The sequence below is a fragment of the Nocardiopsis sp. NPDC058631 genome, assembly GCF_042716955.1.
GTDB lineage: Bacteria > Actinomycetota > Actinomycetes > Streptosporangiales > Streptosporangiaceae > Nocardiopsis.
The window spans coordinates 22,420-38,693 of sequence record NZ_JBHXQY010000001.1 but is presented as its reverse complement, the minus strand read 5'-3'; the positions used below and the strand labels follow the sequence as shown (position 1 = coordinate 38,693).

15 protein-coding genes are annotated in these 16,274 nt (G+C 73.0%); 9 read left to right on the top strand and 6 right to left on the bottom strand.

Going from position 1 to position 16,274, the window contains the following annotated elements; translation table 11 throughout:
- Positions 1–55: 55 nt before the first annotated feature.
- On the bottom strand, positions 56–1,762 hold the full coding sequence (locus ACFWTE_RS00195; protein WP_378776317.1) for an MFS transporter: 1,707 nt from the start codon (positions 1,760–1,762) through the stop codon (positions 56–58).
- A gap of 179 nt (positions 1,763–1,941) precedes the next feature.
- Between ACFWTE_RS00195 and ACFWTE_RS00190 the strand changes: the two genes are divergently transcribed.
- Positions 1,942–2,493: a TetR/AcrR family transcriptional regulator gene (locus ACFWTE_RS00190; protein WP_378776314.1), complete on the top strand. Its 552-nt coding sequence runs from the start codon at positions 1,942–1,944 to the stop codon at positions 2,491–2,493.
- An 11-nt stretch (positions 2,494–2,504) separates the two neighbouring features.
- Here ACFWTE_RS00190 and ACFWTE_RS00185 read toward each other — a convergent pair whose 3' ends face one another.
- Positions 2,505–3,002 carry a GNAT family N-acetyltransferase gene (locus ACFWTE_RS00185; RefSeq protein WP_378776312.1) on the bottom strand — a complete coding sequence of 166 codons (498 nt, stop codon included), beginning with the start codon at positions 3,000–3,002 and terminating at the stop codon, positions 2,505–2,507.
- A 374-nt stretch (positions 3,003–3,376) separates the two neighbouring features.
- On the opposite strand from ACFWTE_RS00185, the gene manA reads away from it, so the two are divergent.
- On the top strand, positions 3,377–4,561 hold the full coding sequence (gene manA, locus ACFWTE_RS00180) for a mannose-6-phosphate isomerase, class I (RefSeq protein WP_378776309.1): 1,185 nt from the start codon (positions 3,377–3,379) through the stop codon (positions 4,559–4,561).
- 121 nt (positions 4,562–4,682) lie between these two features.
- Complete coding sequence (locus tag ACFWTE_RS00175; protein WP_378776307.1) at positions 4,683–5,057, top strand: FKBP-type peptidyl-prolyl cis-trans isomerase; 375 nt, start codon at positions 4,683–4,685, stop codon at positions 5,055–5,057.
- Between the two features lie 81 nt (positions 5,058–5,138).
- On the opposite strand, the gene ACFWTE_RS00170 is transcribed toward ACFWTE_RS00175, so the two are convergent.
- On the bottom strand, positions 5,139–6,314 hold the full coding sequence (locus tag ACFWTE_RS00170; protein ID WP_378776305.1) for an acyl-CoA dehydrogenase family protein: 1,176 nt from the start codon (positions 6,312–6,314) through the stop codon (positions 5,139–5,141).
- A 257-nt stretch (positions 6,315–6,571) separates the two neighbouring features.
- On the opposite strand from ACFWTE_RS00170, the gene ACFWTE_RS00165 reads away from it, so the two are divergent.
- Positions 6,572–7,213, top strand: coding sequence for a TetR/AcrR family transcriptional regulator (locus ACFWTE_RS00165; protein ID WP_378776303.1), 642 nt, complete (start codon positions 6,572–6,574; stop codon positions 7,211–7,213).
- A 124-nt stretch (positions 7,214–7,337) separates the two neighbouring features.
- Here ACFWTE_RS00165 and ACFWTE_RS00160 read toward each other — a convergent pair whose 3' ends face one another.
- Both ACFWTE_RS00160 and ACFWTE_RS00155 read right to left on the bottom strand, forming a co-directional pair.
- Entirely contained in the window at positions 7,338–9,008 is a 1,671-nt protein-coding gene (locus ACFWTE_RS00160; protein WP_378776301.1) for a hypothetical protein, read from the bottom strand.
- A complete protein-coding gene (locus tag ACFWTE_RS00155) occupies positions 8,993–9,766 on the bottom strand; it encodes an ABC transporter ATP-binding protein (protein ID WP_378776299.1) in 774 nt (257 codons plus the stop codon). Before ACFWTE_RS00155 ends, ACFWTE_RS00160 begins: the two co-directional genes overlap by 16 nt.
- Positions 9,767–9,914: 148 nt before the next feature.
- Here ACFWTE_RS00155 and ACFWTE_RS00150 point away from each other — a divergent pair, with 148 nt between their 5' ends.
- The 4 genes from ACFWTE_RS00150 (at position 9,915) to ACFWTE_RS00135 (ending at position 14,803) form a co-directional block, all read left to right on the top strand.
- Positions 9,915–11,216, top strand: coding sequence for a sensor histidine kinase (locus ACFWTE_RS00150; RefSeq protein ID WP_378776297.1), 1,302 nt, complete (start codon positions 9,915–9,917; stop codon positions 11,214–11,216).
- Positions 11,216–11,968: a response regulator gene (locus ACFWTE_RS00145; protein WP_378776295.1), complete on the top strand. Its 753-nt coding sequence runs from the start codon at positions 11,216–11,218 to the stop codon at positions 11,966–11,968. The genes ACFWTE_RS00150 and ACFWTE_RS00145 overlap by 1 nt, the downstream gene beginning before the upstream one ends.
- Before the next feature lie 320 nt (positions 11,969–12,288).
- Entirely contained in the window at positions 12,289–12,735 is a 447-nt protein-coding gene (locus ACFWTE_RS00140) for a carboxymuconolactone decarboxylase family protein (RefSeq protein ID WP_378776293.1), read from the top strand.
- 265 nt (positions 12,736–13,000) lie between these two features.
- Positions 13,001–14,803, top strand: coding sequence for an AMP-dependent synthetase/ligase (locus ACFWTE_RS00135; protein WP_378776291.1), 1,803 nt, complete (start codon positions 13,001–13,003; stop codon positions 14,801–14,803).
- Positions 14,804–14,960: 157 nt separating this feature from the next.
- Here ACFWTE_RS00135 and ACFWTE_RS00130 read toward each other — a convergent pair whose 3' ends face one another.
- Positions 14,961–15,473: a hypothetical protein gene (locus ACFWTE_RS00130; protein WP_378776289.1), complete on the bottom strand. Its 513-nt coding sequence runs from the start codon at positions 15,471–15,473 to the stop codon at positions 14,961–14,963.
- Positions 15,474–15,724: 251 nt separating this feature from the next.
- Here ACFWTE_RS00130 and ACFWTE_RS00125 point away from each other — a divergent pair, with 251 nt between their 5' ends.
- Positions 15,725–16,261 (top strand): ArsR family transcriptional regulator, encoded by a 537-nt coding sequence (locus ACFWTE_RS00125; RefSeq protein ID WP_378776287.1) that lies wholly within the window; start codon positions 15,725–15,727, stop codon positions 16,259–16,261.
- Positions 16,262–16,274: the final 13 nt, after the last annotated feature.

The window sequence follows — 16,274 nt, the reverse complement described above, 5'->3', positions numbered from 1 at the left end:
CCGCGGGCCGTCCCGCGGTCCGCCACCGGGTCGGCGGCGGCTCCGCCGCGTCCGGTTACGGGCCGTGGTGTTCCGCGGGGCCCGCGGACCCGGGGGCGCCGACGGTCTCCACGTCCTCGGTGGGACCCGCCGCGCCGGCCGCCGAGGTGTCCGCCGCGGCCTCCGGGACGGGGGCCTGTGCCTCGGGGACCTCGACCGCCGGGTTGTCCAGGCCGCGCAGCAGCACCCACACCTGGGCGGCGGCGGCCAGCACGATCAGCACCGCGATGACGCTGGTCAGGTGCATACCGTCGGTGAACGCGGACCGGGCCGCGCCCATGAGGGCGGCACCGCCGGCTCCGCCCAGGTCGGAGGCGGCGTTCGCGGCGCCGCCGAGGGTCTCCCGCGCCGCCTCGACGGTGTTCTGGGGCACCCCTTCCACACCGGTCAGCTGGGACCGGTAGGAGGCGGTCAGCACGCTGCCCAGCACCGCGACACCCAGGGCCGCGCCCAGCTCGTAGGCGGTTTCGGAGATCGCCGAGGCCGCGCCCGCGCGCTCGGGCGGCGCGGCGGACATGATCGCGCCGTTGGTCAGCGTCTCGGCGAAGCCCGCGCCCGTGGAGATGAGCGAGAAGCCGAGTGCCACGGTCACCACCCCGGTGGTGACGCCGCTCTCCGGGGCCAGGACCAGGACCGCGAACCCGAAGGCGGTCACCAGGAGGGACCCGCCGATCACCGTGGCCAGGCTCAGGTGCCGTGACACCCGCACCGCGACCAGGCTCGCCAGGACCGACAGGATGAGCCCGGGGACCAGCACGAAACCGGCGCGCATCGGTGAGATGCCGAGGACCAGCTGGAGGTACTGCGTCAGGAAGAACAGCGACGACACCAGCGAGAACACGATCATCAGGTTCGTGGCCACGGCCACGCTGAACACGCGGTAGCGGAACAGGCCCACGTCGATGAGCGGTTCCCGGAGCTGCTTCTGGCGCCGTACGAACAGGTAGCCCAGGCCCAGGCCGACGGCCAGGGACAGGACCGGCAGGGCGCCGAGGCCCTCGGTGGCCAGCTTCTTGATCCCGTAGACGGCGGGCAGCATCGCGGCCATCGACAGGACCACGCTCAACAGGTCCGGGCGCCCCGCCTCCGGGTTGCGCGACTCGCTCACCAGCAGGGGGACCAGGACCAGGATCAGCGCCATGACGGGCAGGTTGATCAGGAAGACCGCCCCCCAGGAGAAGTGCTCCAGGAGCCAGCCGCCCAGGATGGGGCCGAGTGCCGCGCCACCGGAGAAGCCCGAGGCCCAGAGGGCGATGGCGAGCAGGCGCTGGCGCGCGTCCAGGAAGGTGTTGCGCAGCAGCGACAGGGTGGACGGCATCAGGGAGGCGCCCGCCAGCCCGAGCAGGGCGCGGGCCAGGATCAGGGTCTCCGCCGTGGGGGCGAACGCGGCGATCAGGGAGGCCGTGCCGAACGCAGCGGAGCCGATCATGAGCAGGCGCCGGCGGCCGATGCGGTCACCGAGCGACCCCATGGTGATCAGCAGGCCTGCCAGGACGAAGCCGTACACGTCGACGATCCACAGCAGTTGGCCCGCGGTGGGCCGCAGGTCCTCGCTCAGCGCCGGGACGGCGAACCCCAGCACGGTCGAGTCGACCGAGATCAGGACCACGGGCAGGACCAGGACGGCGAGGGCGGCCCATTCCCGCGGCCCGGCGAGGGCGGGTGCCGCTTGGTCGCGGGCGCGCGCGTTGGTGGGGCCGGTTCCGGCCTTGGCGGAGCTCATCTTTCCTCGTAACGTGTTGCTGGTTGCGCGCACCCTGCATGGGGGCGCGGTTGTGGCCCGAGGGGAGGCAGAGGACTCCGGGTCGGGCGGGGCGGGAAGTCTGGTCGACCGCGGGTGCGCCGCGGGACTCTTCAACCGTCCAGGCGGTACAGTACCGTCCGGACGGTACAGTGTCAATCGTGAACGCTTCCAACACCCGCGACCGAATTCTCGACTCCCTGCAGGACATCCTCATCGGCGAGGGCTACTCCGGGGTGACCCTGGAGGCCGTCGCCCGCGCGGCCTCGGTGTCCAAGGGCGGGCTCCTGTACCACTTCCCGTCGAAGGCGGCGATGCTCACCGGGCTCATCGAACGCCTGAGCGTACTGGCGGAGGAGGAGTTCCGCGAGGCCCGGGAGGGCGGCGAGGGCGTGGTGCGCGTGTTCCTGCGCACGTCGCTGCCGCGGAGCCCGGAGGAACGCGAGCTGTACTGGGCGGTCATCGCCGCCCTGCGCGGCCAGGAGGACATGCCCGAGGAGGCCACCCGCACGGTCCAGTACCTGTTCTCCCACTGGGGGAGGCTGCTGCACGAGGAGCTCACCGACCCGGTCCTGGCCGAGATCATCCTGCGTGCGGGGGACGGGCTGTACATGTCGGCGATCGCCGGTCTGCCCCAGCCCGACCCGGCGCTCACCCAGCAGATGATCGACCGCCTGGTGGAGGCCTCGGACAAGGTGCGCCGCCGACGGTGAGGGACGCCGGATCAGGGCCGGATCTGGAGGATCTGGACCTCCCTCTCGCCCACGGGCGCCCGCACGGTCGGGGTGAAGCCCTGGCCCTCGTAGTAGCGGATGAGCGCACCGTCGCCGCCGGACCAGCAGTCCACACGCACCAGTGCGACGCCGTTGCCGCGCGCCTGCCTGCGGGCGAACGCGAGCAGCTTGCCGCCGACGTCGGCCCCGGTGTGGTCGCGGGACACGAGCAGCAGGCGCACGTAGAGTTCGCGCTCCCCGGCCGGGGGCGCGTACTCGGGGGCCTGCTCGCGGACGGTGAGGACACCGGCGGGGGAGCCGCCCGCCTCGGCCACCCACAGCCCGTCGGCGACCAGTTCCTCGACGAGCCGCACCCGGTCGGGGTCGCGAGACCACGGCTGGTCGCCCCACTGCCCGGACAGCCCGCGCGCGGCCAACCACGCGACGGTGTCGTCGAACATGGCCAGGACCACCGGCAGGTCGGCCGGGCCTCCCTGTCGTAGTCTCATGGATCCGCCTCACGCCTCGGGAACGTTCACGACCGGGATACGGTAGCGGGCCGGTGCGACAGTCGGTGCGACCGCGCCCGCCACGCCGGACACGGTGTCCGCGCCCCTGGAAACGGGTGTCATCCGAGTCTTCGGAAGGTGACCACGCGGTGCTGTTCACGTGTCCACGATCATGGTTTACTTCCCAGTAACTTCGTAGCCGCTGCCGGGCCCCGCAGGAGTCGGGTGCCTGCCCACCCCGCGAGGTGAAGTGTGCACTACCTCAACAAGAGGGGCGTGCCGTGTCGACCGGGACGGCTCCCTTCGCGAGACTGTTGCCACCTCGCCGGAGCGTCCACGGGGTGAGAACACGCAGACGGGAAAGCGGGGGGCGGATGCACAGGCTCACCAACCAGGTACGACCGTACGCCTGGGGAGCACGCGCGGCCATCCCGCGGCTGCTGGGCACCGACCCCGACGGCACACCCCAGGCCGAGCTCTGGCTGGGCGCCCACCACGGGGCCCCGAGCACCGCCCACTGCGAGGACGGGCCCAGACCCCTGCCCCGCCTGATCGCCGACGACCCCGGCCGGGTGCTGGGGCGCGCGACCGCCGACCGGTTCGGCGGACGCCTCCCCTTCCTCCTCAAGTTCCTGGCCGCCGAGGCGCCCCTGTCCCTCCAGGTGCACCCCGACGCGACCCGCGCCCGGTCCGGGTTCGACGCCGAGGAGCGCGCGGGCATCCCGGTCGACGCGCCCCACCGCAACTACCGCGACCCCCACCACAAACCCGAACTCCTGCTCGCCCTGGAACCCTTCGAGGCGCTGTGCGGCTTCCGGGAGCCCGCGGCCACCGCCGCGGAGCTGAGCGGACTCACGTGTGAGCTGGCCGTGCTGCTGCGCGGGGACCTGGCGGTGTCCGACACCCACGCGGCCCTGCGCGCGGGCCTCACCCGCCTGCTCACCCTTCCCGACCGCCACCGCGACCGCCTGCTCGACGACTTCGTGTCCGAGTGGTCCGCGTCCGGTCCGCACGGGCTCCACGGCGACATCGTCGTCGACCTGGCCACCCGCTATCCGGGCGACCCGGGTGCGGTCGCCTCGCTCCTGCTCAACCGGGTCACCCTGTGGCCCGGTCAGGCCCTGTTCCTGCCCGCCGGCAACCTGCACGCCTACCTCCAGGGGACCGCGGTCGAGGTGATGGCCAGCTCCGACAACGTGCTGCGCGCCGGCCTGACCGCCAAGCACGTGGACGCGTCCGAGCTCCTGGACGTGGTGGACTTCTCGGTGCTGCCGATCCCCTACGCCCAACCCGGGTTCCTGGAGGGGAGGCGGGAGTTCCGTCCTGCCGCGCCCGAGTTCGCGCTGCACGAGATCGGACCGGGCCGCGTCACGGCCCACCTGCCGGGGGAGGGGCCGACCGTGGTGCTGGCCCTGCGCGGCCGGGTGGAACTGGTCGCGGAGGTCGGCCAGGGCCTGACGCTGCAACGCGGCGAGTCGGTGTTCGTGCAGGCCGACAGCGGACCGATCAAGGTCGAAGGGCACGGCCACGTCATCGCGGCGACGGTCGGAGCCCTCTGACGTTGCGCGGCCCTCCCCGCAGTGGCCGGCCGGGTTCTCCGGACCGGGCGCACAAGGGGGTGCCCGCGCGCCGATACCCTGGGCCTCTTCTGTTCCCACTGCACACACGAGGGGTACCACCATGGCGCTTGAGCGTCCGGAGATCGACTTCATCGAGGGCCCGCCGCCCGCCGAACTGGAGATCACCGACATCGAGGTCGGCGAAGGCGCGCAGGCCGGACACGGCAGCACCGTCGACGTCCACTACGTGGGCGTCGCCTTCTCCAGCGGCGAGGAGTTCGACGCCAGCTGGAACCGCGGAGCCCCGCTGAGCTTCCGCCTCGGCGCCGGCCAGGTCATCCAGGGCTGGGACCAGGGCGTCATGGGCATGCGCGTGGGCGGTCGGCGCAAGCTGGTCATCCCCGCGGACCTGGCCTACGGCGACCGCGGCGCCGGCGGCGCCATCAAGCCGGGCGAGACCCTGATCTTCGTCTGCGACCTGGTCGGTGTCCGCTAACCGGACCCCGGCACCCCGCCTCGCGGAGCGAGAAGGGGCCCGTGCCGCGCCCGTGGGCGCGGTCCGGGCCCCTTCGTCCGCCTAGCCCAAGGTTGCGCCCACCTTGATGTGGCCCTTGAGCAGGTCGCGGGCGATCGTGCGGCGCTGGATCTCGTCCGTCCCCTCGAAGATGCGCAGCAGCCGGACGTCGCGGTAGAAACGCTCGATCGGCAGTTCGCGGGTGTAGCCCATACCGCCGTGGATCTGCATGACCCGGTCGACGATCTCGTTCGCCTTCACACCGCCGAAGAGCTTGGCGATGGACTGCGCGTGGCGCGAGTCCCGGCCCACGGACACCTGCCACGCGGCGTGCAGGACCAGCAGGCGCAGCGCCTCGATCTCGGTCTGGGAGTCGGCGATCATCCACTGGATGGCCTGGCGGTCGGCGATGGGCGCACCGAACGTCTCCCGGGTCCGCGAGTACTCGATCGCCATGTCCAGCAGGCGCTCGCACCCGCCGAGCGCGCGGGCGGGCAGCAGGTAGCGGCCCTTGCCGATCCACTTCATGGCGAGGGAGAAGCCGTGGCCCTCCTCGCCCAGGATGTTCTCGTGGGGAACGCGCACGTCCTGGAAGACCAGGGACGCGGGACGCCGCTCGCCCATGGTGTCGATGGGCTCGGAGGTCCAGCCCGCGTCGCGGTCGACCAGGAAGCAGGTCACGCCCCCGTTGGCGCCCTTGTCCGGGTCGGTGACCGCGAAGACCATGGCGAAGTCGGCCTCGTTGCCGCCGGTGATGAAGGTCTTCTCGCCGTTGATGACCCACTCGTCGCCGTCGCGCACCGCGCGGGCGCGGATCGCCTTGGCGTCGGAGCCCGCGCCCGGCTCGGTGATCGCGAAGCACGAGCGGCGCTCACCGGCGATGGTGGGCAGCAGGTAGCGCTCCTTCTGCTCCTCGTTGGCGTGGTACAGGATGTTGTCGGCCTCGCCGCCGAACTTGAAGGTCAGGAAGGTCCTGCCCAGCTCGATCTCGATGACCGCCGCCGTGACCGCGTCCAGGCCCATCCCGCCGTACTCGGTGGGCGTCTCCACGCCCCAGAAGTCGGACTTGCGGGCCAGTTCGCGCAGGCGGGTGCGCTCCTCGGAGTTCAGGCCGGGCGGGTGCCCCTCGCGCTCCCTGCGCAGCACCTCGTTCTCCAACGGCATCAGCTCCCGCTCGACGAAGGTCCGCACCCAGTCGCGTACGGCGCGCTGTTCTTCGCTCAACGAGAAATCGATCACGGCCTGCTCCCCAATAACCTAACAGTGTTCGGTTATTTGAGGGTACGGTGTACAGGGCCGTACGTGCAAGAGGTCACCGCATCGGGGTTCCCACGCGTCCGGGCGGTGCGCCGGGAGGTGCCGGGAGTCCCGCCCCCACGGCCCCGGCCCCGGCGCGGAGTCCGGTGAGCGGCCGTGCGCCGTGCACTGACGTGCGATGATCGGGCCGGACGCCGGAGGGACCCGGTGCCCCCCCGCAGCGGAGAAAGGGATACCCCGTGGCCCGACCCAGGACGCCGATCCTGAGCAGACCCGCCATTCGCCAGGCCGCGCTCGCGCTCATCGACCGCGACGGGCTGGACGGGCTCTCGATGCGCAAGCTCGCCCAGGAACTCGACGTGCAGGCCGCCTCCCTGTACAGCCACTACCGGACCAAGGAGGAACTGCTCACCGAGGTCGCGGACGCGGTCACCGCCCACATCGACGTCTCGGGGTTCGACGGCGGCGACTGGCGCGAGGGCCTCACCGTCTGGGCGCGCTCCTACCGCGACGCCCTCGCCGAGCACCCCCACCTCCTCCCGGTCGTCTCCGCCGGTCCCGGCCGCCGCGAGGAGGCGCTGCGGCGCGCCGACGCCGTGCACGGCGGGCTGGTGGGCGCGGGCTGGCCGCCCCGCTACGCCACGATGATCGGCGCATCCACGAAGTACCTGATCGTGGGCGCGGCGACCAACTCCTTCGCCCGGGGGTTCGACGACGACGTACGCGTCTACCGGGACCGCTACCCCAACCTGTCGCAGGCCCACCGGCTCGCCGAGCACGCCACCGAGATCGACGACGCGAGCTTCGAGCTGGCGCTCTCGGCCTTCCTGGACGGGCTCACCGGCGTCTTCGCCGCGGTACGCGTCACACCCCAGGTCTGACCGGGCGGGGCGCGCACGCACCCGCGGTGCGGCGCCGCGCACGGCCCCGCACGGGGGACGGCGCGGCGCGATCCCCGTCCCGGATCGCGCCGCGCCCGGTACCCGGGTGCCCGGCCCCGGGAGCTCAGGAGCCGGTCGGCCTCGTCTCGGCGTTGCCCTTGATGGCGGTGCGCTCCAGCCGATCCAGCCAGGAGCCGTCCTTCGCCACCGTCCGCAGGGCGATCTCCTTGCCGTACCTGATCCTGGTGAACGTCTCGGGCAGCCGGGCATCCAGCCGCCGGTACGCGACCCGGCCCAGCCACCAGGCCGCGAGCGCCCCGTTGAGCAGGCCCACCGGCACCGCCAGCCACGGCAGGCCGGCCAGGCCGAGGAACACGGCGGCGAGCACGGCGGGAGCCGAGAGCACGGGCAGCGCCAGCATCGCGATCCACACCTGTACCTGGTTGTCGCCCGTGTCGTTGGCGTCCACCCTCAGCTGGGGGTCCACCCCCGGGGAGAGCGCCACCACCGACAACAGCAGCGACAGCCCGCTGCCCACCCCGAAGAAGACCGCCATCCCGGTGATCACCAGGGGCCACGCCCAGTGCGAGCCCGTCGCCAGGATGAACGCCGCGCTCATCAGGGTCGAGCCCGGCACGATCAGCAGCAGGATCGCCACCTGGCGTCCCCGCACGTCGGCGCGGATCGAGTCCCGGTCCTGGCCGACCACCGTCAGCCACATCGCCGTGCCGTCGTGCCCGTACATGTTCGCGGTGGCCAGCACCATGATGAACGCGGCGATCACACCGGCGAACGGGGTGAGGAAGGAGAACGAGTCGCCGGTCCAGGTCAGCAGGCCGACGAACAGCGCCGCCCACAGGGACGCGCGCAGTTCCAGGCCGCGCCACGGGTCGCGCCACCACTGGCGCAGCTCCTTGCCGACCACCGCGCCCAGGGGGGTGTCCGGCAGCAGGGAGAACCCGGGAGCCCCACCCGTCAGGGGGCGCGCCCCCAGCGGCCTGCTCCGGCGCCGCACGCCGCGCGCCCCGACCCGGGGGGCCAGCAGCACAGCGGTCACCGCGGCCAGGACCCCGGTGAGCAGCGCCAGCGCTCCCAGCCAGGCGGCGGCCACCCCCCACGAACCCGCCGCCGCGGCCTGGACGGCGAGTACCGGCCACGAGGTCGGCAGCACGGCCAGCACGGTGCCGACGGCACCTTCGCCCAGACCGTTCTCGCTCAGGCTCAGCGTCGCCGAGAACGCGGGCTGGACCGCCATCCAACCGAAGAAGAGCCCGGCGAGGATCAGCCCCCACTGCACCGACGCGATCTCCATCCCCAACCGCGAGTGCATGGCCGCTCCCAGGGCACGGAACACCAGCCGGGACAGGGAGATCACGAACACCCACAGGAGCAGGAACCCGGGGACCGCCACCAGCAGGGCCGCCGGGTCCACCGCCCACGCGTGCCAGGCCAGGGCGGCCAGCGCCACCAGGGTCAGGGCGGGGCCGATGTCGAAGAACATGGTCACCAGGAGGAGCGCGCCCAGCCTGCGCCGGTCCAGGGGCAGCAGCGCGAAGTACTGCGAGCGCAGGACCCCCGTACCGTTGGCGACGGTCGGACCCAGCATCCACGCCGCCGCCCACACCGCGAACACCAGGCCGAGCAGGTCGGCCCGCACGTCGTCCGAACCCGCGGCCAGGGCGAAATACCAGGTGAGTCCCAGTCCCAGGGCCGTGAGGGCGATGCCGAGCAGACGCATCCCCGTGGCGGAGTGGCCCAGCAGGGTGAACTTCAGCCGGATCAGGAGGCCAGCCACGTCAGCTCCCCCTCCCCGACCTCGCGGGCGCCCACCAGGCGGACGAAGGTGTCCTCCAAGGTGGCGTCCACCCCCCGCACGGCCTCCAGGGACCCGTCGGCCAGGACCCGGCCCCGGGCGATGATCGCCACGCGGTCGGTGAGCTGCTCCACCAGCGCCATCACGTGACTGGAGATCACCACCGTGCCGCCGCCGTCGGTGAACCGCCGCAGGATCGCCGTGAGCACCCGCGCCGACACCGGGTCGACCGCCTCGTACGGCTCGTCCAGCACCAGGAGCTTCGGGGCGTGCAGCAGGGCGGTGGCCAGACCGATCTTCTTGCGCATACCCGTCGAGTACTCCGCGACCAGGACGGAGTCCTCCTCGGCGCCGTCCAGCTCCAGCACGCGCAGCAGCTCCCCGGCCCGTGCCCGGGTCACCTCCCGGCCGAGTCCGCGCAACCGCCCCCAGTAGTCGAGGAGTTCGCCGCCGGTCAGGCGCTCCGGCAGCGCCAGCCCGTCCGGCAGCACCCCCAGCAGGCGTTTGGCGGTGATCGGGTCCGACCACACGTCCGCGCCCAGCACCCGCGCGGTCCCGCTGTCCGGGCGCAGCAGACCCACCGCCATGGACAGCGACGTGGTCTTGCCCGCCCCGTTGGGCCCGACCAGGCCCAGCGTCGCTCCGCGCGGGACGGACAGGGACACCCCGTCGGCCGCCCGCGTCCCGTTGAAGGTCTTCGTCAGCCCGACCAGTTCCAGTGCGGGCGCATCGTCACTCATCCCCCCACACTGGCGCCGCGCGGGCCCGGGCGCATCGTCCGAGTGGTCAGAACCGACGGTCCGACCGGCCACCCGGGGGCGGCCGTCGGACCGAGGCGCGGGGGGAGGGCGTCGGCTTAGGCTTGTGCCGAGGTGAGGGAGGCGGCCAGTGCGCGCGACACCGTCGGTGGCCGGTACGGACACCCGGGACGGGGCGGACCCCGGGGACGCGGGCGCGTCCGGCGGTACCGGCGGACGCGCCCGCGACGTGGTGACGGACGCCCTGCTGTTCGCGCTCGCCCTCCTGTGGTGGGCCAACGTCTCCGCCGGCTACCTCCTCGTGCACCTGATCGGCCTGTCGCACTACGTGCCGCAGTGGTTGTTCGTGCCCGACGTGGTCGGCGGCGCGGTCGGCTGCCTGGCCCTGTGGTGGCGCCGCAGCAGCCCCCTGGCCGTGGCCATGGTCCTGTGCGTGGTCGCGGCGTTCTCCAACTCCGCCACCGCCGCCCTGGTCATCGCCCTCGTCGGGCTCGCCGTCCGACGCCCGTGGCAGCAGGCGGCGTGGGCGGTGGCGGTCACCACGGTCCTGGGCCTGCCCTGGCTGCTCACCGTCCCGCCCGGCCGGATGGAGAGCATCCTCTCCGTCGCGCTCGCACTGTCCCTCGTCGCGGCCAGCGTCGGCTGGGGCGTGGCCATCCGGACCCGCGGCCAGCTGGTCGAGCGCCTGCGGGCGGACGTACGGCGCGAGCGCGCCGACCGCGAGCGCCGTCTGGAGGACGCCCGGTCCGAGGAGCGCCGCCGCATCGCGCGGGAGATGCACGACGTGGTCGCACACCGCATGTCCCTGCTGTCGGTGCACGCCGGAGCCCTCGCCTACAGGACCGAACGGGCCGAGGCGGGTACCGCCGCACCGCTGGACGCCGCGGAACTGGGCGCGGCCGTCCGGGTCATCCGGGACAACGCGCACCGCGCCCTGGAGGAACTGGGCGGGGTCCTGGCGGTGCTGCGCTCCTCCGACACCGCGCCCGGTGAGGCGGACGACCACGCCGGTACCGTCGGGCCCGCACCGGGGCTCGCCGACGTCGGGCGCCTGGTGGAGGAGGCGGTCGCCGCGGGACAGCGTGTCGGGTGGGACCTCGACGTCCCCGGTGGGGCCTCGCCGGGAGGGCAGGTGGCGCGCACCGTCTACCGGGTGGTGCAGGAGGGCCTGACCAACACGCGCAAGCACGCCCCCGGGGCGAGGGTGGGGGTGCGGGTGCGCGGCGGCCCCGGACGGGGCCTGGAGGTGTCGGTGGCCAGCGCGCTGCCGGTCGGGGTGGTCCCCAGCGAGATACCGGGGGCGGGGGCGGGGCTGACGGGTCTGGCCGAACGGGTCGCCCTGGAGGGCGGCGAGCTCGTCCACGGCCCGGAGGACGGGGAGTTCCGGTTGGTCGCCACCCTGCCGTGGCCCGGGTCCGCGCAGGTGCCATAGTGGTGGCCGTGCCTGGCGAACCCGTGCGTGTGCTCCTCGTCGACGACGACCCGCTGGTGCGGACGGGGCTGCGGATGATGCTCTCCGGCGGCGGCCGCATCGTCGTGGTGGGCGAGGCCGGGGACGGTTCCGAGGTCGCCGCGGCGGTGGCCGAGCACCGTCCCGACGTGGTGCTGATGGACGTGCGGATGCCCGGGATGGACGGCATCACCGCCACCGAGGGCCTGCGGGGCGGCGGCGCGGGCGGCGGCGCTGGCGCTGGCGGTGGCGGCCCGGTCGCCGGGCCCGACGAGGGAGGGGTGCGGCCCCGGGTCATCGTTCTCACCACGTTCGACGCCGACGCCACGGTGGTGCGGGCGCTGCGCGCCGGTGCCGCCGGGTACCTGCTCAAGCACACCGAGCCCGCGCGGATCGTGGAGGCGGTGCTCCGGGCGGCGGCGGGCGAGCCCGTGCTCTCACCGGGCGTGGCCCGCGCCCTGATGGACCGGGTGGCGGGGGACGATCCGGTCGAGCGCTCCGAGGCGCCCACGCGCAGGGAGCTGGCACGGCGGCGGATGGCGCTGCTCACCGAACGGGAGCGGGAGGTGGCCGAGGCCGTCACCGCGGGCCTGTCCAACGCGGAGATCGCGGATCGCCTGTACATGTCCATGGGGACGGTGAAGGCCCACGTGTCCAGCGCGCTCACGAAGCTGGACCTGTCGGGCCGGGTGCAGTTGGCCCTGCTCACCCACGACGCGCGGTCGGGGGACTGACGGGCGCGGCCCGCACGGGGCGGGCCCCTCTCCCTCCGCCCGTCGGGGCCACCGGTAGCGGTGCGGCGGGCACGCCTTCCCTCCGGGTGCGGACACCCGGGATCACCAGAAAACGTCACACCGGCGGCCGAAAAAGGACAGAGGGAAAGAACGGTGTCCGCGGTTGTCACAGCACACCCTTCCCGTGGGGGAGAACGGTGGCCGGAGGCGGCCCGGCACCGGGAGGTCCGGCGTTGGTAGCGTTGGCGGCAGTGCACCGGTGACACCCGGCCCGCCCGGACGGAAAGCGGGAGGGGTGCCCTACGAGGAAGGCGGTTCCCGTGGCCAGGACGCGCGTGGTCTGGGCGAAGAAACTCCCCGACGTCTACGGAAAACTGGACGAGATCGACAAAATCGTCGCCGGCCACCTGGACGCGACCCTCCTGGAACTGGTGAAGCTGCGCGCCTCGGTGACCAACGGCTGTTCCTTCTGCGTCGACCTGCACACACGGGCCGCCCTCGACGCCGGAGAGAAGCAGCAGCGGCTGTTCCTCGTCTCCGCCTGGTACGAGGCGGGGTCCGTCTTCACCGACGCGGAGCGGGCCGCCCTCGCGCTCACCGACGAGATCACCCGGCTGGGCGAACACGGGGTGTCGGACCAGACCTACGACGCCGCGGCCGAACACTTCGAGGACCAGGAACTGGCCGCCCTCATCGCCGCGATCGCGATGATCAACCTGTACAACCGGCTCGCGGTCACCAGCCACCTGCACCCGCGTCCGCGCTGACCGGGAGGCACCACCGGGCCCGTGCCGCCCCTGCTTCCCCACAACCGGGAAGCAGGGGCGCCGAACACCCGCGCCCCGGGGCCTTGCTCGCCCGTGTGCCCCCGGGGCCGCTCCCCGTCTCCGTGTGGGAAAACACGGATACGCCGGTTTATCCACGCTGTTATCCGAAAAACAATCAAGGACGAAGAATATCCCTTTTGTGAGGGAAATGATAAAGTCCAATGTGTTTCAGGTCACAGTGTCAGGACGACCGCCAGGAGCATGTATGCCCCCCACTGTCCCCACCGACCTCACCCTTCCACAACTGCTCGCGCGCACCGCGCGCGAGCACTCCGACTCCCCCGCGCTGTCCTGGCGGGAGGCCGGGTCCACCGCATGGACCACGCTCACCTGGGCGCAGGCCCGCGAACGGGTCGCCGAACTCGCCGAGGGCTTCGCCGCCCACGGGGTCGAACCCGGCGACCGCGTCCTGCTGATGATGGGCAACCGGTCCGAGCACTGGCTCTGCGACCTCGCCCTCGTCCACGCGGGCGCGGTCCCCACCACCGTCTACAACACCGCGGCGCCCGAGCAGGTCGCCCATATCGTCCGGCACAGCCGCGCCCGGCTCGCGGTGGTCGAGAACGCGGCGGTCGCCGCGGTCTGGGAGGGGCTGGTCTCCGACCCGGACACGCCACTGGCCACCCTGGTCGTGGTGGACGGGGCCGACACCGGGCGCGGGCACACCCCCTACGAGGACCTGTCCGGCACCCCCGGCGGCGCCGCGTTCGAGCGCTGGCTGGACCTGACCCCCGGCGACCTGCTCACGGTCCTGTACACGTCGGGGACCACCGGTGATCCGAAGGGTGTGGCGATCACCCACCACGACATGATCGCCAACGCCACCGCCGTGGACGCGGTCGTGGAGCTGCCGGAGTCGCCCGCCCACATCTGCTACCTGCCGCTGGCCCACATCGCCGAGCGGGTCCTCGGCCTCTACCTCCCGGTCATGCGCGCCTCCCACGTGTGGATGTGCCCGGACCCCCAGGACCTCGTGGGCGTCCTCCAGGAGGTGCGGCCGCCCCAGTTCTTCGGCGTACCGCGCGTGTGGGAGAAACTCGCGTCCGCCGTGCGGGTGGGGATCGCCCAGCTGCCCGACGAGTGGCGGACCGCCGTGGAGGACGCCATGGCCGTCGCGGCGGAACACACCGCCGTGCGCGAACGCGGCGGGCCCGTGCCCGCCGAACTCCAGGAGCGCTTCGACGAGGTCCGTGCCCTGGTTCTGCACCCCCTCCTGGCCCGGATCGGGCTGGACAGGGTGACCTGGGCGGCCAGCGCGTCGGCGCCCATGCCGTTGGAGGTCGTGCGGTTCTGGGCGGGGCTCGGCATCGTGGTCATGGATGCCTGGGGGCTCACCGAGTGCGTGGGGGTGGCCACGGCCAACACCCCCTCCACGGGGTTCCGCCTGGGGTCGGTCGGCCGCCCCATCAGCAGTGTGGAGCTCCGGGTCGCCGACGACGGCGAGGTGTTCCTGCGGGGGGAGTCGGTGTTCGGCGGCTATCTGGGGCCGGACGGGACGGTCCTGCCCGCCACCGACGCCGAGGGCTGGTTCGCCACCGGTGACGTCGGCCGGCTGGACGAGGACGGCTACCTGTGGATCACCGACCGCAAGAAGGAGCTGATCGTCACCTCCAACGGCAAGAACGTCTCGCCCGCACTGGTGGAGAACGCCCTGAAGGAGCATCCGCTGGTCGGCCAGGCGTACGCCCACGGGGACAGGCGGCCCTACCTGGTGGCCCTGCTGGTGCTCGACCGGGAGACGGCCCCGGTGTGGGCGGCGGCGCGGGGCATCGACACCGGAGGGGACTGGGAGGCGCTGGCCGCCCACCCCGAGGTGGCGGCGGAGCTGGGGCGCGCGGTCGAGGCGGCCAACAGGCGGCTCAGCCGGGCCGAGCAGATCAAGTACCACCGGACGCTCACCGAGGAGTGGGGGCCGGGGACCGGGGAGCTGACCCCCTCGCTCAAGCTCCGGCGGCGGGTCGTCAGGGAGAGGTACGGGACCGCGCTGGCCGAGCTCTACGGGGACTGAGCGGGTCGCCCCGGCCGGGCCGCCGGCCGGGGCCGCCGCCGCACGGCCGCGCACGCGGAGCGCTCCGGGACCTCGTGGCCGTTCTCCGGTGGCGGGGAGGGGTGCGCCCGCACGAACCGCCCCCGCCACCGGAGGGCGGGAGCGGTCGTGGCCGGGGTCAGGAGCCGTGGCCGGTGGCTTGCTGCCGACCGGTGGTCTCCTCCGGTGAGCGGGCCGGCCGCGGTGTCTCGTGGGACGCCCGGTAGCCGCTCTGGTAGACGGCCTCGTGCTCGGCCCGTCCGGGCGCCTGCGACCCCCGGGACGGCCATCCGGCGGTCAGGCCGTAGATCACCAGGATGTCCACGGCGATGGCCACCATCGACCACATCGGCATGGCCACCACGAAGGCCAGCTGGGCGAGGGCGTTCAGGGACGCGAGCACGATGCCGAACACCCGTGCCCAGGTGCTCCCGGACAGCACGGCCAGGCCGGCGATGGCCAGGACCGCTCCCCACAGTCCGAGCAGGACGCCCCAGGAGCCGTACTCGAGGAAGAGCATGTCCGAACCCGTGGCGACGTAGAAGTCGGGGGAGAACAGCGCCACCATCCCCTGGATGATGTTGACCGCCCCGATGACGATCAGCAGTGTGGCGACGAAGAACTGCCAGCCGTTGGCTGCCTCTGGTCGCATGTCAGCTCCTCACCGGCCCCCCGGGTGCCCTGTGTCCTGCTGCTCCGGGCAGGGGCGGCCCCTCCGGTCTGCGTGACGGGTGCGCGGGTCGCGCGCCGTCCTCTCATGATCGGCCCCGCCGGGTCACCGGGTCCTCACAGGTTTCTCCTGATACGGCAAAGCCCGCGTGTCGCCGCCGGTTCGCGGCGTACAGCCGTGGTCGCAGCTCAGCTGCTTTTACGTAATTACGGAATATCGTGTAACTTGGGGGCGTGACGGAACGAACGACTGAGCAACGACTGGACGACCTTGAGACCCGGGTCGCCGAACTGGAGGCCCGTGCGGGCGCGGAGCCCCCGGCGGACGGTGAGGGCGGACCCGCGCCGACGGGCTTCGGCGGTGCGCTGTTCGCCCTGGACGCGCTCCGCGAACACACCGCCGGGCGAGGGGGAGTGGTCTTCGCCGGCATCGTCCGGGAGGAGGACGGGGGCGACGGGATCGAGTGGCAGCAGGGCCTGCCCGTCGAACGCCTGGCCGGGGCCGACTGGTCCCGCGGCGCCGCGGTCCTCGACGCACTGGGCAACCCGGTCCGGCTCAACCTGCTGCACGCGGTCTGGGCCGGGACCGAAACCGTCGCGGGCCTGGCCGAGCTCTCCGACTTCGGTACCACCGGCCAGATCTACCACCACGTCAACCTGCTCGTCGCGACCGGGTGGCTGACCTCGGTCCGGCGCGGGCACTACCTCGTCCCCCCGGAGCGCGTCGTCCCCCTCCTGGCCATCCTCACAGCGGTGGGCGGCACGTCGTGAACGGCGGGGGAGG